Consider the following 22,014-nt stretch of genomic DNA (forward strand, 5'->3'; position numbering starts at 1 on the left):
CAACGCCACTCACCAGGCCAACGGTGTTTCCTCGCCCTTCCAGAACAGCCAGCGCCGGCGCTCGTGGTGTTCGCCGGTGCCGATCTGCCATTCGGGGCGGCCGGCGTCCAGGTCGATGATGGCGATGATCCCGGCGTAGCTGGAGGCCACCAGGGTGCGGCCATCGGCGGACAGGTCGATGGCGCAGAGGGTCGAGCCGAGGAAGTGCTGCCAGACGGGGTTACCCGCCGCATCGACGCAGCGCAGGTAGCCGTAGGCGTCGCCAAGGATGAATCGGTCACCCTGGGAGGCGCCGGCGTAGACCCGCGCGCCCGCCTCCACCAGCGTCACCCCGTCCACCTCCTCGTAGTGGTCCGAATCCAGGCCCGGCGCCCGGGCCAGGTCCACGGCGATGGTGCCGCCGTTGTAGAAGTGACAGGCGTTGAAGGCGACGCTGCGGCCATCACCGCTGAACAGCGCGAAGTGCGGGTACTCGCCATGGGGGCCGATGGCCGCGACGGGCTGCAGGTCGGCATCGAACAAGTGATGACGTCCGTCCTGGGCGCCCACCGCGATCCAGCGTCCGTCCGCCGATACCGCGCCGTGCTCCATGCTCAGGCCGGTGGAATACGGCGGCTCGTAGTCGGTGCTCTCGGCGTATTCCCTGAGCGATGCGTTGTCCGGGTACAGGCGGCGCGCGCCTTCCGGCTCCAGCACGAAGATGCCGGAGCCGCTCACCAGCAGCACCCGGCGGCCGTCCGGGAAGGGCTGCAGGCGCGTGGGGCGCGGCGTCTCGGCAAAGGCTTCCAGCGCCACGCCCTCGGGCGCGTCCTCATCACCTCGCGGCCAGGGGCAGCGCAGCACGACCGGGCCGTCCCAGCCGTCATGCACCTCCACACCCGTCTCCCGCGCCAGCGCGTAGAAACGGCGGTTGGGGCAGGCACCGAAGAACGCCAGGCCAGGCACCTCCTCGACCCGATCACCGACGATGCGCACCACCCGCCCCGGCTCCCAGGTGGCGCCGATGCGCGCGACGATGGAGCCATCATCGAGCAGCGCCAGCAGGGGGATCGCCTGGCCCTTCTCGTCGAGCACCTCGTGCAGTGGCGCATGGGCCGGCGGCCAGGTCGCCTGCAGCCCGTCCAGCCGGCCGTTGCGGTTGGCCTCGCGCAGCGCCTCCAGCAGCGCCGGGACCAGCTTCTCGCGCCCGGCGGAACTGGGTTCGTCGCCCACGTTGTCCCAGCCCTCGCGCAGGCCTTTCTCGACATAGGCGTTGATCGCGCGGGCATAGGCGATGGTCTGCCGCTGCCAGCGTTGCGATGCGTCTTCCTTGCTCATGTGCACCTCCTCGTGCGTGCGCTGGGTCACTGTTTTCGCCAGGCCCAGAAAAGCAGAAACCCGCTCGAAGGCGGGTTCCTGTGGATGGGTTCGTGCCGGATCAGCCCCGGGCGGCCTGTACCGCCTCGATGTAGGGCTCGGCCAGGCGCTGGTCCTTGATCAGGGCGATGAAGTCGTTGCCCTGGGCGTCCTTGGCAGCGAGGTCGTAGCCGGCCTCGAGGAAGAACTGCAGGAAACGCTCGAAGTCGTCGATGCGCAGGCCACGGTAGGCCTTGACCAGCTTGTGCAGGGACGGCGGCGTGTCATCGGCCGGCTCCACCTCGAGGAACAGCTTGATCGAGTCCTCGGTGATCTCTTCGCCGATCACCTGCTTCTTGTCTTTGCGCATCGCTCACTACTCTCTGGCCGGAACACACGGGGCCCGAAGTTTACCCCCGCAGGCCGACGCGGCTCAACGCAGGCGTACGGGCCCCTGGTGCAGGTCGGCCCAGACATGGCCATTGGGGTAGGCGGCGAACTGGCAGAACACCGCGCCGTTGCGCAGCAGATCGAGCACCGCGCGGTACTGGGACTGTGGATAGTGCAGCGTCAGCTTGCGGGCGGCCTCGTCGTAGGTCGCCTTCTTCAGGCTCTTGCCGTCGACCTCGAAATCGATCTGTACATCGACCGCCTCCGAGCCCTTGCCGACCGCCTTGCCTACGGGCGTGGCACGCAGCTGGATCAGCATCGGCGTGGTGATCGGGATCGGCTGCTGGTTGGACTGGCGCTGGTTGCCCAGGGTGACGCGGTAGCTGGCCACCTTCAGCAGCACCACCTGTTCGGGCTGTTCCTGGCGCAGGCCCTGCTCGTCCGGCGGCAGGAACTCGGCGTGCAATGGCGTGGCTGTGCCCTTGGGCGCCTCGCCCGGGGCGGCAGCCAGGGGCAGGCTGGCGGCGAGCAGGAGGACGGCGGCGAAACGGCTACGGCGAGACATCGGCAACTCCCGGTACGAACGAGCGCAGCACTCTAGCACGGGCTCCTGGCCCTTGGTCATTGGACTCAGGTCAAGGTGCCTGGCGCCGTGCAGCCCTTATACTCGGTGCCTTCCGCCGAGGAGCCCGCCATGTCACTACCCCTGCCGCCCTTGTTCGCCGCCCTGCGCCAGAGCCTGCGCAGCGGTTATTCCTGGAGATCCCTGCGCAACGACCTGGGTGCCGGGCTGACGGTGGGTATAGTCGCCATCCCGCTGGCCATGGCCCTGGCCATCGCCGTTGGGGTCGCCCCGCAGCACGGCCTCTACACGGTGCTGGTGGCCGCCCCGCTGATCGCCCTCACCGGCGGCTCGCGCTTCAACGTCTCCGGCCCCACCGCCGCCTTCGTGGTCATCCTCCTGCCGATCACCCAGCAGTTCGGCCTCGGCGGCCTGCTGCTGTGCACCATGATGGCCGGGATGATCCTCATCGCCATGGGCCTGGCGCGCTTCGGCCGGTTGATCCAGTTCATCCCCTACCCGGTGACCCTGGGCTTCACCGCCGGCATCGGCATCGTCATCGCCACCCTGCAGGTCAAGGACCTGCTGGGCCTGCAACTGGCGCACCCGCCGCAGAACTACGTCGAGCAGATCGGCCTGCTGGCCCGGGCGCTGCCCGGTGCGCACCTTGGCGATGCACTGGTGGCCCTGGCCTGCCTCGGCGTCCTGCTGCTGTGGCCGCGCCTGGTGCCCAAGGTGCCGGGGCACCTGGTAGCCCTGGCGGTCGGCGCCCTGCTGGGCCTCGCCCTCGAAGGCATGGGCCTGCCGGTGGCCACCCTGGGCGAACGCTTCACCTACGAACTGGACGGCGTGGTGCACCCGGGCATCCCGCCATTCCTGCCGAGCTTCGCCTGGCCCTGGCAACTGCCAGGGGCCAGCGGCGCGCCGCTGGTGCTGTCCTTCGAACTGGTGCGCCAGCTGCTCGCACCGGCCTTCGCCATCGCCATGCTCGGCGCCATCGAATCGCTGCTCTGCGCCGTGGTTTCAGACGGCATGGCCGGCACCCGCCACGACCCCAACGCCGAGCTGCTGGGCCAGGGCCTGGGCAACCTGGTCGCCCCGCTGTTCGGCGGCATCACCGCCACCGCCGCCATCGCCCGCAGCGCCGCCAACGTGCGCGCCGGTGCCGTATCGCCCATCGCGTCGGTGATCCACGCCGGCGTGGTGCTGCTGGCCATGTTGCTGCTCGCGCCGCTGTTCAGCTACCTGCCGATGGCCGCCCTGGCGGCGTTGCTGCTGATGGTGGCGTGGAACATGAGCGAGGCGCGCCACGTCGCCCACACGCTGCGCATCGCCCCGCGCAACGACGTGCTGGTGCTGCTCACCTGCCTGGTACTGACGGTGCTCTTCGACATGGTGCTGGCGGTGGGCGTCGGCCTGTTGCTGGCCGCCGCCCTGTTCATCAAGCGCATGAGCGACCTGACCGACGCCCTGCCGCTGCCGCCGCGCTTCCACCAGGCGCTGGACGGCCTGCCGGAACAGGTGATGCCCTACGTGATCCGCGGCCCGCTGTTCTTCGGCGTGGCGGAGAAGGCATTGAGCGTGCTGCGCCGGCTCAACCCGCAGGTGAAGGTGGTGATCGTCGAGATCAGCGCGGTGCCGCTGCTGGACATGACCGCCCTGGCGGCCATCGAGAACCTGTTGGGTGACTACCGCAGGCAGGGGATCGGCCTGGTCCTGGTGGGCACCACCACGCGGGTGCGGCTGAAGCTGCGCCGCGCCGGCATCCTCCGCGAGGAAGGGCGCCTGGCCTATGTGCGCGACCTGGAGCAGGCGCGCGCCAAGGCCCTGCGCTGGCTGGAGCCTCAGTCGAACTGAGCGCGCATCCAGGCCAGGTAGTCGAGGGCGGCGGGCTCGCCTTCGCGTGGCGCCCAGGGCGCGTACTCAGCCTCGACGAGCGCACGATAGGGGCCGGCCTTGCATTCGAAGAGCAGGCTGTCGGCCGCCAGCACCACCAGGGCGTGGTACTGCCCGGGCGGGAGATCGACACCGACGCATTCGCCCCCGGCGACCAGTTCACGGGTCGCCTCCAGCTCGCCGTCGTCGGCGAACAGCAGCAGGCCCAGGCGGCCCTGCAGGACCAACAGGGTCTCGGCCTTGTCGGCAGAGAGATGGCGATGGGGCGCGAGGTAGGTGCCGGGCTGCAGCCCCACCGCCATGCGGTGGCAGGGCTCTTCCATCTCGTGGAAGTTGTGGTGCAGCCGCTGGCGCGGGCTGGCTGCGGCCCCTGCGGCCAGTTCGGTGAACAGCGACTGGTCGAGGAAGCGCGCGGCCACGGGCTCAGAGTCCCTTGACGGCGAAGATGCCGGCGGCGTTGCGCCAGTAGCCCTTGTAGTCCATGCCGTAGCCGAAGATGTAGCGGTCCACGCAGGGCAGGCCCACGTAGTCGGCCTTCAGGTCCGGGCGGGCCTTGCGGTCGTGGGTCTTGTCGATCAGCACGGCGGTGTGCACGTGGGCGGCGCCGGCGTGCTTGCAGAAGTCGATGATGGCGGCGAGGGTGTGCCCTTCGTCGAGGATGTCGTCGATGATCAGCACGTCACGGTCGATGAAGGAGATCTCCGGCTTGGCCTTCCAGAACAGCTCGCCGCCGCTGGTTTCGTTGCGGTAGCGGGTGGCGTGCAGGTAGGACAGCTCCAGCGGGAAATCCAGCTTCGGCAGCAGCTTGCCGGCGAAGATCAGGCCGCCGTTCATCACGCAGAAGACCACGGGGTTGCGCTCGGCCAGCTCGCCATTGATGGCGCCGGCGATCTGGTCGATGGCGGCTTCGACCTGGGCATCGGTGTACAGGCAGTCGGCTTCGGCCATTACCTGGCGGATGTGGGCGAGATCGGCGGGCATGGCTTTTCCTCTGTTTTTGAGCGGCGTTGGCCCTGTCTTCCCGAGGGAAGTTGATCGGGGCGTCAAGATAAAAGTCGGCAAAGGTACTCATCCGCTTGTCCCGGAGCAAGCCCCGCCGGACGAGTGTCGGAGGATAGTTTGTCGCAGCGCCGGGAGCCTGCTGATGTGCCGCCCCGAACGTCGTGCGACCCGCCAGTCAGTCACGACATGGCACGGGCAATGCTTTAATCTAACGCAATTTTTTTGCCAGCCCGCCGGAGTAACACCCCATGCCTATCCGAGAGATCCGCCACCCGCTGATCCGCCACAAAATCGGCCTGATGCGCCGCGCCGACATCAGCACGAAGAACTTCCGCGAACTGGCTCAGGAAGTGGGCGCCCTGCTCACCTATGAAGCGACCAACGACCTGCCCCTGGAAAACTACGAGATTCAGGGCTGGGCGGGCCCGGTGCAGGTGGAGAAGATCGCCGGCAAGAAGATCACCGTGGTGCCCATCCTGCGCGCCGGCATCGGCATGCTCGACGGCGTGCTCAGCCTGGTCCCCGGCGCCAAGGTCAGCGCCGTGGGCGTGGCCCGCAACGAGGAGACGCTCGAGGCGCACACCTACCTGGAGAAGCTGGCCCCCGAGATCGATGAGCGCCTGGCGCTGATCATCGACCCGATGCTGGCCACCGGCGGCTCCATGGTCGCCACCATCGAGCTGCTCAAGCGCGCCGGCTGCAAGGAGATCCGCGCCATGGTGCTGGTGGCGGCGCCCGAAGGCATCAAGGTGGTCAACGACGCCCACCCGGACGTGATGATCTTCACCGCCTCGATCGACGAAAAGCTCAACGAACACGGCTACATCATCCCGGGCCTGGGCGATGCCGGTGACAAGATCTTCGGCACCAAGCAGAAGGACACCTGATCGATGAGCGATGACTACAACGATCCGCTCTGGCGCCAGGTGCTGTCCGGCGCGCAGATGCTCTTCGTGGCCTTCGGCGCCCTGGTGCTGATGCCGCTGATCACCGGCCTGGACCCGAACGTGGCGCTGTTCACCGCCGGTGTCGGCACCCTGCTGTTCCAGCTGGTGACCGGGCGCCAGGTGCCGGTGTTCCTGGCATCGAGCTTTGCCTTCATCACCCCCATCATCCTCGCCAAGGGCCAGTTCGGCCTGGCGGCGACCATGGGCGGCGTGGTGGCGGCGGGCTTCGTCTACACCTTCCTGGGCCTGGCGGTGAAGATCAAGGGCACCGGCTTCATCGACCGCCTGCTGCCCCCGGTGGTGATCGGCCCGGTGATCATCTCCATCGGCCTGGCCATGGCCCCCATCGCCGCCAACATGGCCATGGGCAAGGCCGGCGACGGCACTGAGCTGATCCCCTACGCCACCGCCATGTGGATCTCCATGCCCGCGCTGCTGACCACCCTGGTGGTGGCGGTGTTCGGCAAGGGCATCTTCCGCCTGGTGCCGATCATCTCCGGCGTGCTGGTGGGCTTCGCCCTGTCGTTCTGGTTCGGCGTGGTCGACACCGCCAGGATCCTCGCCGCGCCCTGGCTGGAACTGCCGGCCTTCACCGCCCCCGAGTTCAACTGGCAGGCCATCCTGTTCATCGTCCCCGTGGCCCTGGCTCCGGCCATCGAGCACATCGGCGGCGTGATCGCGGTGGGCAGCGTCACCGGCAAGAACTACCTGAAGACCCCTGGCCTGCATCGCACCCTGCTGGGCGACGGCCTGGCCACCTCGGCCGCCGGCCTGTTCGGCGGCCCGCCGAACACCACCTATGCCGAAGTCACCGGCGCGGTGATGCTGACCAAGAACTACAACCCCAAGATCATGACCTGGGCAGCGGTGTTCGCCATCGGCCTGGCCTTCATCGGCAAGTTCGGCGCCATCCTGCAGAGCATCCCGGTACCGGTCATGGGCGGCATCCTCTGCCTGCTGTTCGGCTCCATCGCCGCCGTGGGCATGAACACCATGATCCGCCACAAGGTCGACCTGGCCGAGGCGCGCAACCTGGTGATCGTCTCGGTGACCCTGGTATTCGGTATCGGCGGCGTGCTGATCGGCACCGGCACCGGCCCGGACGACTTCGGCCTCAAGGGCATCGCCCTCTGCGCCATCGTCGCCATCGCCCTCAACCTGATCCTTCCCGGCCACGACGCCTGGAAGCACAAGGCGGCGGACGACGCGCCGGACATCTGAGTCCCGCTCCACGAAAAAGCCCCGCGATCGCGGGGCTTTTTCATTGGTGCCGCCGATTAGGCATCCACCAGCTTGGCGCCCGTCAGCGGGCTCGGCGCCACCCACTGCTTCAGGCGCTCGACGCTCTCGCGATACGGCTTGAGGCCCATCCACAGCAGCACCACCGAGCTTGCCACCGCCAGCGACGTGACGATCAGCAGCGAATAGCGCAGCGCCTTGTCGTCGGCGAACACGTAGTCGGTCACCAGCGCCACGGCGGTGGGGCCGAGGCCCAGGCCGATCAGGGTGATGACGAACAGGTAGATGGCCGAGGCCTGGCCGCGCATGGAGTTGGGCATGATTTCCTGGATCGCCGCCGGCGCCACGCCGAAAGGCATGCTGAGGAAGAACACCGTCGGTGCCATCAGCACGGTCACCCAGTTGGCGTTGTCCAGCAGCGGGAACACCAGCACCAGCGGCAGCGCGCCGAGCGCGGCGATGAGCCCGACCCGCATGTTGGCGTCGCAGCGCCCGCGCCTGGCCATGCGGTCCGCCAGGCGGCCGCCGAAGACGATGCCGAGGCAGCCGAACACCGCGACGATGCTGCCGTAGACCACGCCCACGTGGCCGGCATCCCAGCCATAGGTGCGGATGAAGAAGGTGGGTATCCACGCCGCACTGCCATAGCCGGCGAAAGCCAGGCCGGCGAAGCCGAAGTTGTGGCAGAGCACGGTGCGGCGGTTGGCGCGGATGTAGCGCCCCACTTCAGAGAAAGGCACCGCGACACCGGCGCCCACGCCGCGCCGGGCCGGCTCGCGCACCGCCAGCATCAGCAGGGTGAAGAGCACGCCGGCACCGCCGAGGATGAGGAAGATCAATTGCCAGGGGCGCACGTCACCCAGCAGCGGCAGGTGCACGTCGCCCTGGGCGGAGGCGAACTTGATCACCAGCCCGCCGAGCAGGAAGGCCAGGCCGGAACCCAGGTAGACCCCCATGGAATAGACGCTGATGGCAGTGGCGCGGCGCTCCTGGGGGAAGCTGTCGGCGATCAGCGAATAGGCCGCCGGCGACAATGCCGCCTCGCCCACACCCACGCCGATGCGGCAGACGAGGAACTGCCAGTACAGCTTGGCCATGCCGCAGGCGGCGGTGGCGGCGCTCCAGAACAGCACGCCGATGGCGATCAGCCCGCGGCGGCTGCGGGTATCGGCCAGGCGCCCGAGGGGGATGCCGCAGACGGTGTAGAACAGTGCGAAGGACAGGCCCATCAGCAGGCTCATCTGCGTGTCGCTGATGACCAGGTCGCGGCGGATGGGCTCCACCAGCAGGTTGAGAATCTGCCGATCGATGAATGAAAGCACGTAGGCCACCATCAGGATGGCGACGGTGGTCCAGGCTCGCAGGCCCGAGGGATAGCCATTGTTGTTGTTCTGCATGGGCTCTCCTCGGCGCCGCCGGTGCGGCGCACGACGGTGGAAGAAGCGCCCAGCTTAGGTGCAGGCGGGGTGAAGCAGCGGCTTTATAGGCCAGGCGAATGCCCGGGCTGTCCCCGGGCTGATGCTCAGAGCAGGCGCTGGGCCTTGCCGGAAAGGCTGGCCAGGGCCTGGGCCCATTGCGGGTGGTCGTTCATGCAGGGCACCAGTACCAGGTCCTCGCCGCCAGCGGCGATGAACTGCTCGCGCCCGCGGTCGCCGATCTCCTCCAGGGTCTCGATGCAGTCGGCGACGAAGGCCGGGCACATCACCAGCAGTTTCTTCACCCCCTGGGCCGCCAGCTCGTCGAGGCGGCTCTCGGTGTAGGGCTCGATCCACTTGGCGCGCCCCAGGCGCGACTGGAAGGACACCGACCACTGCCCCGGCTGCAGCCCCATGCGCGCGGCGAAGCCTTCGCTGGTGCGGTAGCACTGGGCACGGTAGCAGCGGGCGAGCACCTGGCCCTCGGCACGCTGGCAGCAGTCCGCGCCCTTGAGGCAGTGGCTGCCACTGGTGTCGGCCTTGTGCAGGTGACGCTCGGGCAGCCCGTGGTAGCTCATCAAGAGGTGGTCGAAGCCCTGCTCCAGGTGCGGGCGGGCGCTGGCCACCAGGGCGTCGAGGTACTCGGGCTGGTCGTAGAAGGGGTCGAGCACCTGCACCTGGAGCTTGAGGCCGTGGGCGGCGATGACCCGGCGCGTCTCCTGCTCGACGGTGGTGGTGGTGCTGTCGGCGAACTGCGGGTAGAGCGGTGCCAGCGTCACGCGCTTGACGCCCTGGCGCACCAGCTCCTGCAGGGTGTTCTCGATGGAGGGCTCGCCGTAACGCATCGCCAGGGCCACCGGCCCGTGGGGCCAGAATGGCTGGGTGGCGGTCTGCAGGCGGCGGCTGAGAGCGACCAGCGGCGAGCCTTCGGGCCACCAGATGGAGGCGTAGGCATGGGCCGACTGCGCCGGACGCTTGATCAGGATCAGCGAGACCAGCAGGCGACGCAGCGGCCAGGGCAGGTCGATGACGTAGGGGTCCATGAGGAACTGGTTCAGGTAGCGACGCACGTCCTCAACCGAAGTGGACGACGGAGAACCCAGGTTGGCGAGCAGCAGCGCGTGATCAGTCATGCAACGTCCTTAGGCCTCAGCACATCGGCGAGCGCCGTATCCAGATCGGTGAAACGAAAGGTGAATCCCGCCTCCAGCAAACGCGTCGGCAAGGCGCGCTGGCCACCCAGCAGGAGGATCGACATCTCCCCCAGCAACAGGCGCAGGGCGAATGCCGGTGCCGGCAGGATGGCCGGACGGCCGAGCGCGCGGCCCAGGCTGCGGGTGAAGTCACGATTGCGCGCGGGGTGCGGAGCGCACGCATTATAGGGACCGCTGGCCCCCTCCTGATGCAAAAGAAAATCCATCGCGGCGATTTGATCCTGCAGGTGAATCCACGGCATCCACTGGCGGCCGCTGCCCAGGCGCCCACCCAGGCCTAGGCGGAAGGGCCGGAGCATGTCCCTCAGGAAGCCATCGTGCTCGGCGAGCACCAGGCCGGTGCGCAGCAGCACCACGCGGATGCCCAATGCCTCGGCACGTTGCGCGGTCTCCTCCCAGGCGATGCACAGCGCGCTGGCGAAATCGCCGTTGCCGGGAGCCGAATCCTCGCGCACCTCGCGCTCGCCGGCATCGCCGTACCAGCCCACCGCCGAGCCGGACAGCAACAGCGCCGGGCGTTGCTCGCGGGTCTCGAGCCAGGCCAGCAGGCGCTCGGTGAAGGCTACCCGGCTGTCGAGGATCTTCGCCTTGCGGGCGCGGGTCCAGAGCCCACCGGCCACCGGTTCGCCGGCCATGTTGACCAGGGCGTCCAGCGGGCCGTCGCCATATTCATGGACACTGCCGATGGCCCGCACTGCGGGCCCGCACAGCCCGGCCACACGCTGCGGTGTGCGGCTGAGCACGGTGACCTGGTGGCCCTGCCCACTCCACAGCCGGCAGAGTTCGCGACCGATCAGGCCAGTACCGCCGGTCAGCAATATGTGCATGGCATCCTCCTCGCATGGTGCTAAGTGGAGATATCGCCCTAGTCTGAATCAAGACAGGGCACGGGTTGAGTCCGCCATGGTCACACCTTTATGAGCGGCACTCGAATTGGAACCGATAGCCCTGTACAACGCAACAAAAGTGTATAGGTTTATCGAACACCTGATCAGCAGTCGCCACAGCACAAGGTAAAGAGGTAACCATGAGCACTCCCATCGCCATCATCGGAACCGGCCTCGCGGGCCTTTCCGCCGCCCAGGCGCTGCATGCCGCCGGGCATGCCGTGCAGCTCTTCGACAAGAGCCGCGGCAGTGGCGGTCGTATGGCCAGCAAGCGCAGCGACGCCGGTTCGCTCGATCTCGGCGCGCAGTATTTCACCGCCCGCGACCGCCGCTTCACCGAAGTCGTCCAGCAATGGCGCGACCGCGGCTGGGTCGCCGAGTGGACGCCCACCCTGTACAACTTCCGCAACGGCGGCCTGACGCCCTCGCCGGACGAGCAGGTGCGCTGGGTCGGCACGCCGCGCATGAGTGCCATCACCCGTGCCCTGCTCGGCGCCTTGCCGGTCAACTTCGCCTGCCGCATCACCGAGGTCTTCCGTGGCGAGCAGCACTGGGGCCTGCAGGATGCCGAGGGGCTGAGCCACGGGCCCTTCAGCCACGTCATCATCGCCACCCCCGCGCCCCAGGCCACGGCCCTGCTGGCAGCGGCCCCCAAGCTCGCCGGCGCCGCAGCCAGCGTCGCCATGGAGCCCACCTGGGCCGTCGCACTGGCCTTCGAGCGACCGCTGGACACCCCGGTGGAAGGCTGCTTCGTCCAGGACAGCCCCCTGGATTGGCTGGCCCGCAACCGCACCAAGCCCGGTCGCGAGACCACTCTCGACACCTGGGTGCTGCACGCCAGCAGCGCGTGGAGCAAGCAGCACCTGGACCTGCCCAAGGAGGCGGTGATCGAGGAGCTGCATGGCGCCTTCGCCGAACTCATCGGCTGCGCGGTACCGGCTCCCGTGTTCAGCCTGGCGCACCGCTGGCTCTACGCACGGCCGGCCCAGGGCCACGAATGGGGCGCCCTGGCCGATGCCGACCTGGGGCTCTACGCCTGCGGCGACTGGTGCAGTTCCGGTCGTGTCGAAGGGGCCTGGCTGAGCGGCCAGGAAGCGGCCCGGCGCCTGATCGAACACCTCGGTAGATAGCCCCCGCGCCAGGCCGGATGCCTGCGGGGCCTGGCGCATATCTTCCCTTTCCCGCCCCCTCCCCTGGCCACAGCCGACTTCGATCCCTCGCAAAAACCTGTACAAGATATTTGACTTGTACAACTACATGCCTAAGATGGAATTACCTGTACATAAATATCACTTTGTACAAGAAAACATCCGAGGCCATTTTCATGTCACAGGACGCCCCAGCAACCCCCAAGCCCCGGCTCGGCATCAGCGCCTGCCTGCTCGGTGAGCCGGTGCGCTTCAACGGCGGTCACAAGGAGTCCCGCCTGTGCACCCGCACCCTGGCCCGCTACTTCGACTTCGTGCCGGTCTGCCCGGAAGTCGCCATCGGCCTGGGCACGCCGCGCGAGGCCATTCGCCTGGTAGGTGATCCGGCGCTGCCGCGCGCCGTCAACCGCGACGGCTCGCGTGACCTGAGCGAGCCGCTGACCGCCTACGGCGAACGCATGGCCGGGGAGCTGGACGACCTGTGCGGCTACATCTTCATGCAGAAGTCCCCCTCCTGCGGGCTGCACCGCGTGAAGGTGTACCAGGCCAATGGCATCCCCGCCGAGGAAGGCGGGCGCGGCCTGTTCACCGACGCGTTCTGCAAGCGCCACCCGGAGCTGCCGGTGGAAGAGGAAGGCCGTCTTTGCGACCCGGTGCTGCGAGAGAACTTCCTCACCCGCGTATTCGCCTGCGCGCGCTGGCGGGCGCTCTGCGCCAGCGGCCTGACCCGTCGCGGCATTCTCGAATTCCATGCCCGCTACAAGTATCAGCTGATGGCCCACGACCCGCAGCAGTACCGCGCCCTCGGCCGCCTGCTGGGCGATATCGGCAAGCACGCGCCGGAGGCGTTCGGCCCGCCCTACTTCCGCCAGCTCATGGCCGCACTGGCGCGCTGCGCCACCCGGGGCACCCACAGCAACGTGCTGCAGCACATCAGCGGCTACCTCAAGGGCAGCCTGGGCCGGGACGAGAAGGCCGAGATGCAGCGCCTGATCGAGCAGTACCGCAACGGCATCGTGCCGCTGGTGGTGCCGCTGACCCTGCTCAAGCATCACTTCGCCCGCCATCCGGACCCCTACATCGCGCAGCAGGCCTACCTGCAACCGCACCCCGAAGACCTCAGCCTGCGCAACGCCATCTAGCCATGGACGAACACGACGACTCCCCACTCGACGGCGACTTCCAGGAAGCCCTGGCCCGAGGCCTGCTGCCCATCCGCGACGTATCGCGCCTCACCGGCGTCAACCCGGTGACCCTGCGCGCCTGGGAGCGCCGCTACGGCCTGGTGCTGCCCCAGCGCACCGCCAAGGGCCACCGCCTCTATGCGCCCGAGCACGTGGCGCGCATCCGTGCGGTGCTCACCTGGCTCGACCGCGGCGTCCCCGTGGGCCAGGTGAAGGGCCTGCTGCGTGGTGGCCAGCATGCCGCCCTGGCCCCCTCGTCGCTGTGGGACGAGCAGCGCCACCAGCTGCTGGAATCCATCGCTGCCCTGGCCGAACGGCGCCTCGACGAGCGCTTCAACGCGGCACTGTCCATCTACCCGCCGCTCACCCTTTGCCTGCAGTTGCTGCTGCCCCTGCTCGAAGCGCTGGAAGAGCGCTGGCGCGATGCCTACGGCGCACGCCTGGAGCGGGTGTTCTTCAACGCCTGGCTGCGCAGCAAGCTGGGGGCCCGCATCTACCACAACAATCGCCAGCATGGCGGTGCCCCGCTGCTGCTGCTGAACCCCTGCGAACAGCCCATGGCGCCCGGCCTGTGGCTGAGCGCCTGGCTGGCGAGCAACGCCGGTTGCGCCGTGGAGGTACTGGAATGGCCGATACCACCGGCCGAGCTGCCCCTGGCCATCGCCCGCATCGAACCCCGCGCCCTGCTGCTCTATGCCGAGCAGGCCCTGAACGGCACGAGCCTGGCCCGCCTGCTGGCCGATCCCGGTTGCCCGCTGGTACTGGCCGGGCCCGCCGTGCACATCCATCAGCGCGAGCTGGAGGAACTGGCCAGCCAGGGCATCCGCCCCCATCTCGCCGACGACCCGGTCGCGGCCCTGCAAACCCTGACCAGCCTCGGACTGCTGGCCAGGCATGAGGATCTTCCATGCGCCAATTGATGTGGTTCCGCTGCGACCTTCGCGTCCAGGACAACACCGCCTTGTCCGCCGCGATGGCGGCCGGGCCGACCCTCGCTCTCTACCTGATCACGCCCGGGCAGTGGCTGGAACACGACGATGCCCCCGCCAAGGTGGACTTCTGGTTGCGCAACCTCGTCGCGCTCCAGGCCGAGCTGGCACACCTCAACGTGCCGTTGCTGGTGCGCCACGCCGAGCGCTGGGACCAGGCCGCGGAAGCCGTCGCCCGCCTCTGTCATGAACACCAGGTCGGCGCCGTCCACGTCAACGAGGAGTACGGCATCCACGAGAGCGCCCGCGACGCGGCGGTGAAGGCCCGGCTGCAGGCGGACGAGGTGCGCCTGCGCAGCCACCTCGACCAGCTGCTGTTCAAGCCCGGCAGCGTGCTGACCAAGAGCGACGGCTACTTCCAGGTCTTCAGCCAGTTCCGCAAGGTCTGCTACGCACGGCTGCACGCCGCCCTGCCCGGCTCCGCGCCGACGCCCGCCGTGCAGGCCCCGCTGGGGATCGAAAGCGACGCCATGCCCGCCTCGGTCCAGGGCTTCGCCACCCCGGCCACCGCGCTGCAGGCACTCTGGCCGGCCGGCGAGGCGCACGCCCTCCAGCGCCTGGAAGCCTTCGCCGACCAGCAGATCGAGCACTACCAGGACGAACGTGACTTCCCCGCCCGCCCCGGCACCAGCCAGCTGTCGCCCTACCTCGCCGCGGGCGTGCTGTCGCCGCGCCAATGCCTGCATGCCGCGCTGCGCAGCAACCGGGGCGAGTTCGAATCGGGCAACGCCGGCGCCGTCACCTGGATCAACGAGCTGCTCTGGCGCGAGTTCTACAAGCACATCCTGGTGGGCTACCCGCGCGTCAGCCGCCATCGTGCCTTCCGCCCCGAAACCGAGGCGCTGCGCTGGCGCGACGCGCCAGAAGACCTGCACGCCTGGCAACAGGGGCGCACCGGCATCCCCATCGTCGATGCGGCGATGCGCCAGTTGCTGGCCACCGGCTGGATGCACAACCGCCTGCGCATGGTGGTGGCCATGTTCCTCACCAAGAACCTGCTGATCGACTGGCGCGAGGGCGAGCGCTGGTTCATGCGTCACCTGATCGACGGCGACCTGGCCGCCAACAACGGCGGCTGGCAGTGGAGCGCCTCCACCGGCACCGACGCAGCGCCCTACTTCCGCATCTTCAACCCGGTCAGCCAGTCCCAGCGCTTCGACCCGCAAGGCGTGTTCATCCGCCAATGGGTGCCGGAGCTGGCCGGCCTGGACGCCAAGGACATCCATGACCCGGCGGCCCGTGGCGGGTTGTTCCTGCCGGCAGGTTATCCACAGCCCGTGGTCGACCTTTCCTCCAGCCGCGACCGTGCCATCGCCGCCTTCCGCAACCTGCCCAAGGTGGCCGCATGAGCACCTTCCTCCACCGATTCGCCGAGGACTTCGCCCGCCTGGGTCGCGACAACCTCGCGCTGCTCGACACGTTGTACAGCGAGGACGCGCAGTTCACTGACCCGCTGCACCACGTCGAAGGCCTGCCCGCCATCCGCCGGTACTTCGCCGGGCTCTACGAGAATGTCAGCGACTTGAGCTTCCGCTTCCATGGCCACGATCCGGTCGGCGAGGGCGAGGGCTACCTGCGCTGGACCATGACCTACCGCCACCCGCGACTGGACGGTGGCCGCCCCATCGCGGTCGAGGGCTGCTCGCACCTGCGCTGGGGCGAACGGGTGCACTACCACCGCGATTACTTCGATGCCGGCGCGCTGCTCTACGAGCATGTGCCGCTGCTGCGCGGGGCCATCGCACTGCTCAAGAGGCGACTGGGATGAACACGACCCGACGCATCTGGCTGACCGGCGCCAGCAGCGGGATAGGCGCCGAACTGGCCGAACTGCTGCTCCGCGACGGGCACCGGCTCGCCCTCAGCGCCCGCCGCAGCGGACCGCTCGAAGCGCTGCAGCAACGCTTCCCCGAGCAGGTGCTGCTGGTACCGGGCGACCTGACCGACGCCGCCCAGGTCACGGCCATGGCCGAGCGCATCGCCCGGCACTGGGGCGCGCTGGATTGCGCGATCCTCAACGCCGGCACCTGCGAATACCTGGAGGCCGGGCAGTTCGACGCCGACCTGGTCGAGCGCGTGGTAGCGGCCAACCTGCTCGCCCCGGCGCGCTGCATCGAGGTTGCCCTGCCGTTGCTGCGCAAGGGCGAACGGCCGCACCTGGTCGGCGTGGTCAGCGCCGTCACCCACTTCGCCCTGCCTCGCGCAGAAGCCTATGGCGCTTCCAAGGCCGGCCTGCGCTACCTGCTGGAATCGCTGCGCGTTGACCTGGCCCACGAAGGCCTCGACGTCACCCTGGTCAGCCCCGGCTTCGTCGACACACCGCTGACCCAGCGCAACGACTTCCCCATGCCCATGCGCTGGTCGACGCAACGCGCCGCGCGCCACATCGTCCAGCGGCTGCCACGGCGGCCGCTGGAAATCGCCTTCCCGGGCCCCTTCATCCTCGCCCTGCGCCTGCTCGCCCGACTGCCGGCGCGGCTGCGCCTGGCCCTGGGCCGACGCCTGGCCCGTAACGGAGCTCCCCAATGAAAGTCGCCATCATCGGCAGCGGCATTTCCGGCCTCACCTGCGCCTGGCTGCTGGCACGCCGGCACGACATCCAGCTGTTCGAGGCCAGCGACTGGATCGGCGGCCACACCCACACGGTGGACGTGCACCTTCACGGGCGTGACTACGCCGTGGACACCGGCTTCATCGTCTTCAACGACTGGACCTACCCCAACTTCATCCGCCTGATGGAGCGCCTGGGCGTGGCCAGCCAGCCCACCGAGATGAGCTTCTCGGTGCACGATCCCGCCAGCGGCCTGGAGTACAACGGCAACAACCTCAACAGCCTCTTCGCCCAGCGGCGCAACCTGCTCTCCCCAGGCTTCTGGGGCATGCTGCGGGAGATCCTGCGCTTCAACCACGACGCCCAGGCGGACCTCGACGCGGGCCGCATCAACCCGGCCATCACCCTCGGCGACTACCTGCGCCTGGGCGGCTATGGCGAGCGCTTCCGCGATCACTACCTGGTGCCGATGGGGGCGGCGATCTGGTCGATGCCGCTGGACGACATGCTGGCCTTCCCGCTGCAGTTCTTCGTGCGCTTCTTCAAGAACCACGGCCTGCTCTCGGTCAACGACCGCCCGCAGTGGCGGGTGATCAGCGGGGGCTCGCGCAGCTACGTGGCGCCACTGACGGCCAGCTTCGCCGACCGCATCCGCCTGTCCTGCCCGGTGACCCGGGTCGAGCGCGACGCCGAGGGCGTGACCCTGCACAGCGCCGCCGGCAGCGAGCGCTTCGACAAGGTGGTATTCGCCTGCCACAGCGACCAGGCACTGGCCCTGCTGGCCCAGCCGAGCGCAACCGAGGCCGAGGTGCTGGGCGCCCTGCCCTATGCCGACAACGAGGTGGTGCTGCACACCGACACCCGCCTGCTGCCGCGCCGGCCACTGGCCTGGGCCAGCTGGAACTACCGCCTGGGCGGCCCCCGCCAGCGCCCGGCGGCCGTGACCTACAACATGAACATCCTCCAGGGCATCCAGGCGCCGGAAACCTTCTGCGTCAGCCTCAACCAGGGCGAAGCCATCGACCCCGCGCGCATCCTCGCCCGCTTCAGCTACGCCCATCCGCAGTTCAGCCTCGAGGGCGTCCGCGCCCAGGCGCGCTGGGAGGAGATCAACGCCAAGCAGCACAGCTACTTCTGCGGTGCCTACTGGGGCAATGGCTTCCACGAGGACGGCGTGGTCAGCGCCCTGCGCGTGGCCCGCGAGTTCGGGGAATCCCTGTGAACAGTGCCCTCTACAGCGGCTGGGTCAGGCACCGGCGGCACCAGCCCCGGGCCCACGCCTTCCGCTACCGCATCGGCCTGCTGTACCTGGACCTGGACGAGCAGGAACAGGTGCTCGGCCTCTCGCCTCTGGCCGGCTCGGGGCGCTTCGCCCCCTTCGCCTTTCGCGAGCGCGACTTCCTGCCGCAGTTCACCCGCACCGGCATGCGCCTCGCCGAGGCGGTGCGGCAGCGCGTGGGCGAGGCCCTGGGGCGGCGCCCCGAAGGCGCCATCCGCCTGCTGGCCCAGGCACGCAGCTGGGGGCTGGCCTTCAACCCGGCGACGTTCTTCTACTGCCATGACACCGAGGGGCGGCTGATGGCGATCCTCTGCGAGGTCACCAATACACCCTGGCGCGAGCGTTACCACTACGTGGTGCCGGTACAGGGCGAGGCGCACCAGCGGGTGCGGGTCGACAAGGCCTTCCACGTCTCGCCCTTCCTGCCCCGCGAGCTGGAGTACCGCATGGCCTTCAGCCCGGTGGGCCAGCGCCTGGCGGTGCACATGGAGGACTGGCAGGGCGAGACGCGGCTGTTCGACGCGACCCTCGACCTGGAGCGCTGCGAACTCGACCGCGCCAGCCTGCACCGCTACCTCGCCAGCTTTCCCTGGATGACGGCCAAGACCGTCCTGGGCATCTACTGGCAGGCCCTGCGCCTGCTGCTCAAACGCCTGCCACTGTTCTCCCACCAGGCGGCGGACGGCGCCTACCGCGTCGCCACCACGTATTCGAAGGAGCGTATCCATGAAGAGCCCTAGCCTCGGCATCAAGCCGGGCCTGTTCAGCAATACCGGCCTGGCCGGCGGTCTGTTGCGCCGACTGGTGCTGGCCCAGCTGGAGCAGCTGCGCCATGGCCAGCTGACGATCCTGGAGGACGGCGAGGAGCGGGTCTACGGCGACGCCCAGGCCGAGCTCCGGGCGCGCATCGAGGTGCAGGACGCGGCGGTCTGGCCGCTGGTGGCGGCCAACGGCTCCATCGGCTCGGGCGAGGCCTACATCCACGGCTACTGGACCACCCCCGACCTCACCGCGGTGATCCGCGTGTTCGTCGCCAACCTGGATGTGCTCGACGGCATGGAGCGCGGCCTGGCATCGCTGGGGCGGCCGCTGGTGCAGGGCCTGCACTGGCTCAACCGCAATACCCGGGCCGGCTCGCGGCGCAATATTTCCGCCCACTACGACCTGGGCAACGACCTGTTCGAGCAGATGCTCGACCCGACCATGATGTATTCCGCCGCGCAGTTCGGCAGCCCCGATCAGAGCCTGGAGCAGGCGCAGCTGAACAAGCTCGCGCGCATCTGCCGCAAGCTCGAACTCAAGCCCGACGACCACCTGCTGGAGATCGGCACCGGCTGGGGCAGCATGGCGCTCTACGCCGCCACCCACCACGGCTGCCGGGTGACCACCACCACCCTGTCCCGCGAGCAGTACGCGTACACCTGCCGGCGCGTCGAAGAACAGGGCCTGCAGTCGCGGGTCACCGTCCTGCTGCAGGACTACCGCGACCTCGACGGGCGCTTCGACAAACTGGTCTCGATCGAGATGGTCGAGGCGGTCGGCCATCGCTTCCTGCCCACCTACTTCAGCCAGTGCGCGCGCCTGCTGGAAGACGACGGCCTGATGCTGCTGCAGGCCATCACCATCCGCGACCAGCGCTACGAGCAGGCCCGGCGCAGCGTCGACTTCATCCAGCGCTACATCTTCCCCGGCGGCGCCCTGCCCTCGGTGCAGAAGATGCTGGAGGTGATCACCCGCGACAGCGACATGAACCTGCTGCACATGGAGGACTTCGGCCTGCACTACGCGCGCACCCTGCGCCACTGGCACGACAACCTGCGCGCGGCGCGGGGCCGCCTGGAGCAACTGGGCTACGACGAAACCTTCTACCGGCTCTGGGAGTTCTACCTGTGCTACTGCGAGGGCGGCTTCCTGGAGCGCGCCATCGGTACCGCCCAGTTGCTGCTCGCCAAGCCCGGCGCTCGTCCCTCGCCCCTGCTCGGCCAACTGGATGCCTAGGCGCCTGGCCAATGCGGTGCTGTTCCAGGCGGGCTGGTTCGCCTGCCTGTTCGCCGCCGAGCAGCCGCTCCTGCTGCTGGTGGCGCCGGCGATCCTGGTGCTGCACTTCCTCTGCATCGGCAGTTGGGCCGCGGACGGGCGTCTGGTGATCGCGGTGGCGTTGCTCGGCAGCCTGCTGGACTGCCTGCTGCTCAACCTGGGGGTCTTCGACTTCGGCCATGGCGGGCGCCTGATCCCGCCCTGGCTGGCGCTGCTCTGGGCACTGCTGGGCACCACGCTGAACCACTGCCTGGCCTGGACCGCACGCCCCTGGTGGCTCGCCGCCCTGCTGGGCGCCATCGCCGGGCCCTTGTCGTACCTGGCTGGCGCGCGCCTGGCCGGGGTCGGCCTGCCATTCGGCACACTGCCCAGCCTGCTGGTGCTGGCCCTGATCTGGGCGGCGCTGCTGCCGTTGCTGCACCAGTTGGCGAGGCGCCTGGGACGACCCGACGCGGGCAACTGATCGGCCCGGCCACCGTGCCGGGCGCCTTTGCCGTAGACTGCGCGCCCATGAATTCCTCGCACATTCCCCTCAGGCAGTTGCCTGCCACCCCCGCCGTCACCTGCTCCACCTGCGCCGCGTGCTGCTGCCAGCTGGAAGTGATGCTGATCACCGACACCGGCGTGCCCGAGCGCTTCATCGAGACGGACGAGTGGGGCGGCGACGTCATGGCGCGCCTGGACGACGGCTGGTGCGCCGCGCTGGACCGCGACACCATGCTCTGCAGCATCTACGAGAACCGCCCGCTGATCTGCCGCGAGTTCGAGATGGGCGAGGCCGATTGCCTGGAAGAACGCCGGGGCATCGACAGCGCCTATGGGCGCGCGGTCTGACCGGTACCTGGCACCCGGAAGGGTCCCGGGCTGCAGCAGGACAATCGCGAATGTGTTGGCTCTGCCTGGGTTAGCTGTTGTGAACGTGAGGCGAAGCCTCGGTCCTTCCGGGTACTTATGACCTCCTGTGACGCCCACCGCGTGGGTTTCGCTTCGCTCTACGCCACCCTACGCAAGCCACTGTGCCCGAGGGTATAGCGCACATCGATGAAGACTCCGGCGACGACAAACGCCCCTTTCAGGAGGCCGAGTGCAATCGTCGTTGCAGGGGTTGAGCGCTGCAGGCCAGGGATGGCACGCCGGGCACCTGCGACGACGATGGAGCGAGGGAAGTCTGGCGAAGCCAGACCCGTGTGCAGGGGCGAGCGCTTTGGGTTCCTTTCGAGCGGTTGGGCATTGCGACGACTGTCAAAAGGGGCTCGCCCGGCAAGGTGCTGGGGTTATCCACAGGCCATAAAAACCGGGCGCCAGGCCCGGTTCTTCGTGTCGCTCGCGCTTAGAAGGAGACGCGGTAGTGCAGGCTGTAGGCCTCTACCCCATCGTTCGGCTGCTTGATGCCGGCGTTGGAGTAGTGGATGGCACGGATGCCGACTTCCTGGTTGCTGAAGCGCAGGCCGGCGCCGATGCGGTCTTCGAACTGGAAGGAGGAGCCCAGCTCGTTGTTCTCCAGTTCGGTGTTGGCGAACAGGGCGACGCCGATACCGGCTTCGACATAGGGCTTCACGGTTTCGCCGGCGAATTCGTAGACGAATACCGGGGCGAAGGAAATGCTGTGGTTGCTGGAGGTCTCGTCGCCATCCCAATAGGTGTAGCCCGCATCCCAGTAGCCGGTCAGGCGCCCCACGTCGGTCTGGAACCAGCTGCTGGAGAAATCGAACTGGGTAGCGAGGCGGTAGACCATGGTCGATTCGCCAGTCTGACCAACATCGAGAGAAACATCCGCAGCCTGCGCCGCGACACTCTGCCCTACGCAAACGGCCGCAATCGCGACCATAGAGAACAGTTTCTTCATGGAAACTTCCTTATTCAGACTTAATCGACAGGTTCAAAACGTACGAATTGGAGCGATTATAGATACGTTTGGACTAAGAGAAAGACGGCTGCC

At 68.4% G+C, this 22,014-nt stretch carries 23 protein-coding genes; 14 read left to right on the forward strand and 9 right to left on the reverse strand.

Annotated elements, in window-relative coordinates; genetic code table 11:
* Positions 1-9 precede the first annotated feature (9 nt).
* The 3 genes from ACYJSS_RS17010 to ACYJSS_RS17020 form a co-directional block, all read right to left on the reverse strand.
* Positions 10-1,317, reverse strand: coding sequence for a WD40 repeat domain-containing protein (locus tag ACYJSS_RS17010; protein WP_111260963.1), 1,308 nt, complete (start codon positions 1,315-1,317; stop codon positions 10-12).
* Positions 1,318-1,417: 100 nt separating this feature from the next.
* Entirely contained in the window at positions 1,418-1,705 is a 288-nt protein-coding gene (locus tag ACYJSS_RS17015; RefSeq protein WP_111260964.1) for a PA4642 family protein, read from the reverse strand.
* Positions 1,706-1,768: 63 nt separating this feature from the next.
* Complete coding sequence (locus ACYJSS_RS17020; protein WP_236205795.1) at positions 1,769-2,290, reverse strand: hypothetical protein; 522 nt, start codon at positions 2,288-2,290, stop codon at positions 1,769-1,771.
* 129 nt (positions 2,291-2,419) lie between these two features.
* Between ACYJSS_RS17020 and dauA the strand changes: the two genes are divergently transcribed.
* Positions 2,420-4,144: a C4-dicarboxylic acid transporter DauA gene (gene dauA, locus ACYJSS_RS17025; RefSeq protein ID WP_111260966.1), complete on the forward strand. Its 1,725-nt coding sequence runs from the start codon at positions 2,420-2,422 to the stop codon at positions 4,142-4,144.
* On the opposite strand, the gene ACYJSS_RS17030 is transcribed toward dauA, so the two are convergent.
* The gene (locus ACYJSS_RS17030) at positions 4,132-4,602 is read right to left on the reverse strand and encodes a WbuC family cupin fold metalloprotein (protein ID WP_236205796.1); all 471 of its coding nucleotides are present in this window, start codon (positions 4,600-4,602) and stop codon (positions 4,132-4,134) included. The genes dauA and ACYJSS_RS17030 overlap by 13 nt on opposite strands.
* Before the next feature lie 4 nt (positions 4,603-4,606).
* Complete coding sequence (locus ACYJSS_RS17035) at positions 4,607-5,164, reverse strand: hypoxanthine-guanine phosphoribosyltransferase (protein ID WP_021222255.1); 558 nt, start codon at positions 5,162-5,164, stop codon at positions 4,607-4,609.
* 269 nt (positions 5,165-5,433) lie between these two features.
* Here ACYJSS_RS17035 and upp point away from each other — a divergent pair, with 269 nt between their 5' ends.
* The gene (upp, locus tag ACYJSS_RS17040; RefSeq protein WP_236205797.1) at positions 5,434-6,072 is read left to right on the forward strand and encodes a uracil phosphoribosyltransferase; all 639 of its coding nucleotides are present in this window, start codon (positions 5,434-5,436) and stop codon (positions 6,070-6,072) included.
* Positions 6,073-6,075: 3 nt separating this feature from the next.
* Positions 6,076-7,353 (forward strand): uracil-xanthine permease family protein, encoded by a 1,278-nt coding sequence (locus tag ACYJSS_RS17045; RefSeq protein ID WP_111260969.1) that lies wholly within the window; start codon positions 6,076-6,078, stop codon positions 7,351-7,353.
* A gap of 56 nt (positions 7,354-7,409) precedes the next feature.
* Here the strand turns inward: ACYJSS_RS17045 and ACYJSS_RS17050 are convergent, their stop codons facing one another.
* From ACYJSS_RS17050 to ACYJSS_RS17060, 3 genes are all read right to left on the reverse strand, one after another.
* Positions 7,410-8,768, reverse strand: a complete 1,359-nt coding sequence (locus ACYJSS_RS17050) for a spinster family MFS transporter (RefSeq protein ID WP_111260970.1) — start codon at positions 8,766-8,768, stop codon at positions 7,410-7,412.
* Positions 8,769-8,893: 125 nt separating this feature from the next.
* Positions 8,894-9,919: a ferrochelatase gene (gene hemH / locus ACYJSS_RS17055; protein ID WP_236205798.1), complete on the reverse strand. Its 1,026-nt coding sequence runs from the start codon at positions 9,917-9,919 to the stop codon at positions 8,894-8,896.
* Positions 9,916-10,827, reverse strand: a complete 912-nt coding sequence (locus ACYJSS_RS17060) for a TIGR01777 family oxidoreductase (RefSeq protein ID WP_111260972.1) — start codon at positions 10,825-10,827, stop codon at positions 9,916-9,918. Before ACYJSS_RS17060 ends, hemH begins: the two co-directional genes overlap by 4 nt.
* Before the next feature lie 200 nt (positions 10,828-11,027).
* Here ACYJSS_RS17060 and ACYJSS_RS17065 point away from each other — a divergent pair, with 200 nt between their 5' ends.
* From ACYJSS_RS17065 to ACYJSS_RS17115, 11 genes are all read left to right on the forward strand, one after another.
* Positions 11,028-12,017, forward strand: coding sequence for an NAD(P)/FAD-dependent oxidoreductase (locus ACYJSS_RS17065; RefSeq protein WP_111260973.1), 990 nt, complete (start codon positions 11,028-11,030; stop codon positions 12,015-12,017).
* A gap of 194 nt (positions 12,018-12,211) precedes the next feature.
* Positions 12,212-13,177: a YbgA family protein gene (locus ACYJSS_RS17070; RefSeq protein WP_111261005.1), complete on the forward strand. Its 966-nt coding sequence runs from the start codon at positions 12,212-12,214 to the stop codon at positions 13,175-13,177.
* Positions 13,178-13,179: 2 nt separating this feature from the next.
* Positions 13,180-14,139, forward strand: coding sequence for a MerR family transcriptional regulator (locus ACYJSS_RS17075; RefSeq protein ID WP_459480200.1), 960 nt, complete (start codon positions 13,180-13,182; stop codon positions 14,137-14,139).
* Complete coding sequence (phrB, locus tag ACYJSS_RS17080) at positions 14,127-15,557, forward strand: deoxyribodipyrimidine photo-lyase (protein ID WP_236205800.1); 1,431 nt, start codon at positions 14,127-14,129, stop codon at positions 15,555-15,557. The genes ACYJSS_RS17075 and phrB overlap by 13 nt, the downstream gene beginning before the upstream one ends.
* Positions 15,554-15,976, forward strand: coding sequence for a nuclear transport factor 2 family protein (locus ACYJSS_RS17085; protein ID WP_236205801.1), 423 nt, complete (start codon positions 15,554-15,556; stop codon positions 15,974-15,976). Before phrB ends, ACYJSS_RS17085 begins: the two co-directional genes overlap by 4 nt.
* Positions 15,973-16,737 carry an SDR family NAD(P)-dependent oxidoreductase gene (locus ACYJSS_RS17090; protein WP_236205802.1) on the forward strand — a complete coding sequence of 255 codons (765 nt, stop codon included), beginning with the start codon at positions 15,973-15,975 and terminating at the stop codon, positions 16,735-16,737. Before ACYJSS_RS17085 ends, ACYJSS_RS17090 begins: the two co-directional genes overlap by 4 nt.
* Positions 16,734-17,981: an NAD(P)/FAD-dependent oxidoreductase gene (locus tag ACYJSS_RS17095; protein WP_111260978.1), complete on the forward strand. Its 1,248-nt coding sequence runs from the start codon at positions 16,734-16,736 to the stop codon at positions 17,979-17,981. The genes ACYJSS_RS17090 and ACYJSS_RS17095 overlap by 4 nt, the downstream gene beginning before the upstream one ends.
* On the forward strand, positions 17,978-18,778 hold the full coding sequence (locus ACYJSS_RS17100) for a DUF1365 domain-containing protein (RefSeq protein WP_236205803.1): 801 nt from the start codon (positions 17,978-17,980) through the stop codon (positions 18,776-18,778). Before ACYJSS_RS17095 ends, ACYJSS_RS17100 begins: the two co-directional genes overlap by 4 nt.
* The gene (locus ACYJSS_RS17105) at positions 18,765-20,036 is read left to right on the forward strand and encodes an SAM-dependent methyltransferase (protein WP_236205804.1); all 1,272 of its coding nucleotides are present in this window, start codon (positions 18,765-18,767) and stop codon (positions 20,034-20,036) included. Before ACYJSS_RS17100 ends, ACYJSS_RS17105 begins: the two co-directional genes overlap by 14 nt.
* On the forward strand, positions 20,029-20,538 hold the full coding sequence (locus ACYJSS_RS17110) for a DUF2878 domain-containing protein (RefSeq protein WP_111260981.1): 510 nt from the start codon (positions 20,029-20,031) through the stop codon (positions 20,536-20,538). Before ACYJSS_RS17105 ends, ACYJSS_RS17110 begins: the two co-directional genes overlap by 8 nt.
* A 47-nt stretch (positions 20,539-20,585) precedes the next feature.
* A complete protein-coding gene (locus ACYJSS_RS17115) occupies positions 20,586-20,909 on the forward strand; it encodes a YkgJ family cysteine cluster protein (protein WP_111260982.1) in 324 nt (107 codons plus the stop codon).
* A gap of 496 nt (positions 20,910-21,405) precedes the next feature.
* On the opposite strand, the gene ACYJSS_RS17120 is transcribed toward ACYJSS_RS17115, so the two are convergent.
* Positions 21,406-21,921 carry an acyloxyacyl hydrolase gene (locus tag ACYJSS_RS17120; protein ID WP_173172553.1) on the reverse strand — a complete coding sequence of 172 codons (516 nt, stop codon included), beginning with the start codon at positions 21,919-21,921 and terminating at the stop codon, positions 21,406-21,408.
* Positions 21,922-22,014: the final 93 nt, after the last annotated feature.

Source organism: Pseudomonas sp. No.21 (genome assembly GCF_054558415.1).

Bases quoted from the DNA above. Each gene is read 5' to 3' on its own strand.
- ACYJSS_RS17090 (WP_236205802.1), top strand. From the start codon at position 15,973: ATGAACACGACCCGACGCATCTGGCTGACCGGCGCCAGCAGCGGGATA.
- ACYJSS_RS17105 (WP_236205804.1), top strand. From the start codon at position 18,765: ATGAAGAGCCCTAGCCTCGGCATCAAGCCGGGCCTGTTCAGCAATACC.
- ACYJSS_RS17115 (WP_111260982.1), top strand. From the start codon at position 20,586: ATGAATTCCTCGCACATTCCCCTCAGGCAGTTGCCTGCCACCCCCGCC.
- ACYJSS_RS17060 (WP_111260972.1), bottom strand. From the start codon at position 10,827: ATGCACATATTGCTGACCGGCGGTACTGGCCTGATCGGTCGCGAACTC.
- ACYJSS_RS17065 (WP_111260973.1), top strand. From the start codon at position 11,028: ATGAGCACTCCCATCGCCATCATCGGAACCGGCCTCGCGGGCCTTTCC.
- hemH (WP_236205798.1), bottom strand. From the start codon at position 9,919: ATGACTGATCACGCGCTGCTGCTCGCCAACCTGGGTTCTCCGTCGTCC.
- ACYJSS_RS17035 (WP_021222255.1), bottom strand. From the start codon at position 5,164: ATGCCCGCCGATCTCGCCCACATCCGCCAGGTAATGGCCGAAGCCGAC.
- ACYJSS_RS17110 (WP_111260981.1), top strand. From the start codon at position 20,029: ATGCCTAGGCGCCTGGCCAATGCGGTGCTGTTCCAGGCGGGCTGGTTC.
- ACYJSS_RS17085 (WP_236205801.1), top strand. From the start codon at position 15,554: ATGAGCACCTTCCTCCACCGATTCGCCGAGGACTTCGCCCGCCTGGGT.
- ACYJSS_RS17075 (WP_459480200.1), top strand. From the start codon at position 13,180: ATGGACGAACACGACGACTCCCCACTCGACGGCGACTTCCAGGAAGCC.
- ACYJSS_RS17020 (WP_236205795.1), bottom strand. From the start codon at position 2,290: ATGTCTCGCCGTAGCCGTTTCGCCGCCGTCCTCCTGCTCGCCGCCAGC.
- ACYJSS_RS17050 (WP_111260970.1), bottom strand. From the start codon at position 8,768: ATGCAGAACAACAACAATGGCTATCCCTCGGGCCTGCGAGCCTGGACC.
- ACYJSS_RS17095 (WP_111260978.1), top strand. From the start codon at position 16,734: ATGAAAGTCGCCATCATCGGCAGCGGCATTTCCGGCCTCACCTGCGCC.
- phrB (WP_236205800.1), top strand. From the start codon at position 14,127: ATGCGCCAATTGATGTGGTTCCGCTGCGACCTTCGCGTCCAGGACAAC.
- ACYJSS_RS17045 (WP_111260969.1), top strand. From the start codon at position 6,076: ATGAGCGATGACTACAACGATCCGCTCTGGCGCCAGGTGCTGTCCGGC.
- upp (WP_236205797.1), top strand. From the start codon at position 5,434: ATGCCTATCCGAGAGATCCGCCACCCGCTGATCCGCCACAAAATCGGC.
- dauA (WP_111260966.1), top strand. From the start codon at position 2,420: ATGTCACTACCCCTGCCGCCCTTGTTCGCCGCCCTGCGCCAGAGCCTG.
- ACYJSS_RS17010 (WP_111260963.1), bottom strand. From the start codon at position 1,317: ATGAGCAAGGAAGACGCATCGCAACGCTGGCAGCGGCAGACCATCGCC.
- ACYJSS_RS17070 (WP_111261005.1), top strand. From the start codon at position 12,212: ATGTCACAGGACGCCCCAGCAACCCCCAAGCCCCGGCTCGGCATCAGC.
- ACYJSS_RS17120 (WP_173172553.1), bottom strand. From the start codon at position 21,921: ATGAAGAAACTGTTCTCTATGGTCGCGATTGCGGCCGTTTGCGTAGGG.
- ACYJSS_RS17015 (WP_111260964.1), bottom strand. From the start codon at position 1,705: ATGCGCAAAGACAAGAAGCAGGTGATCGGCGAAGAGATCACCGAGGAC.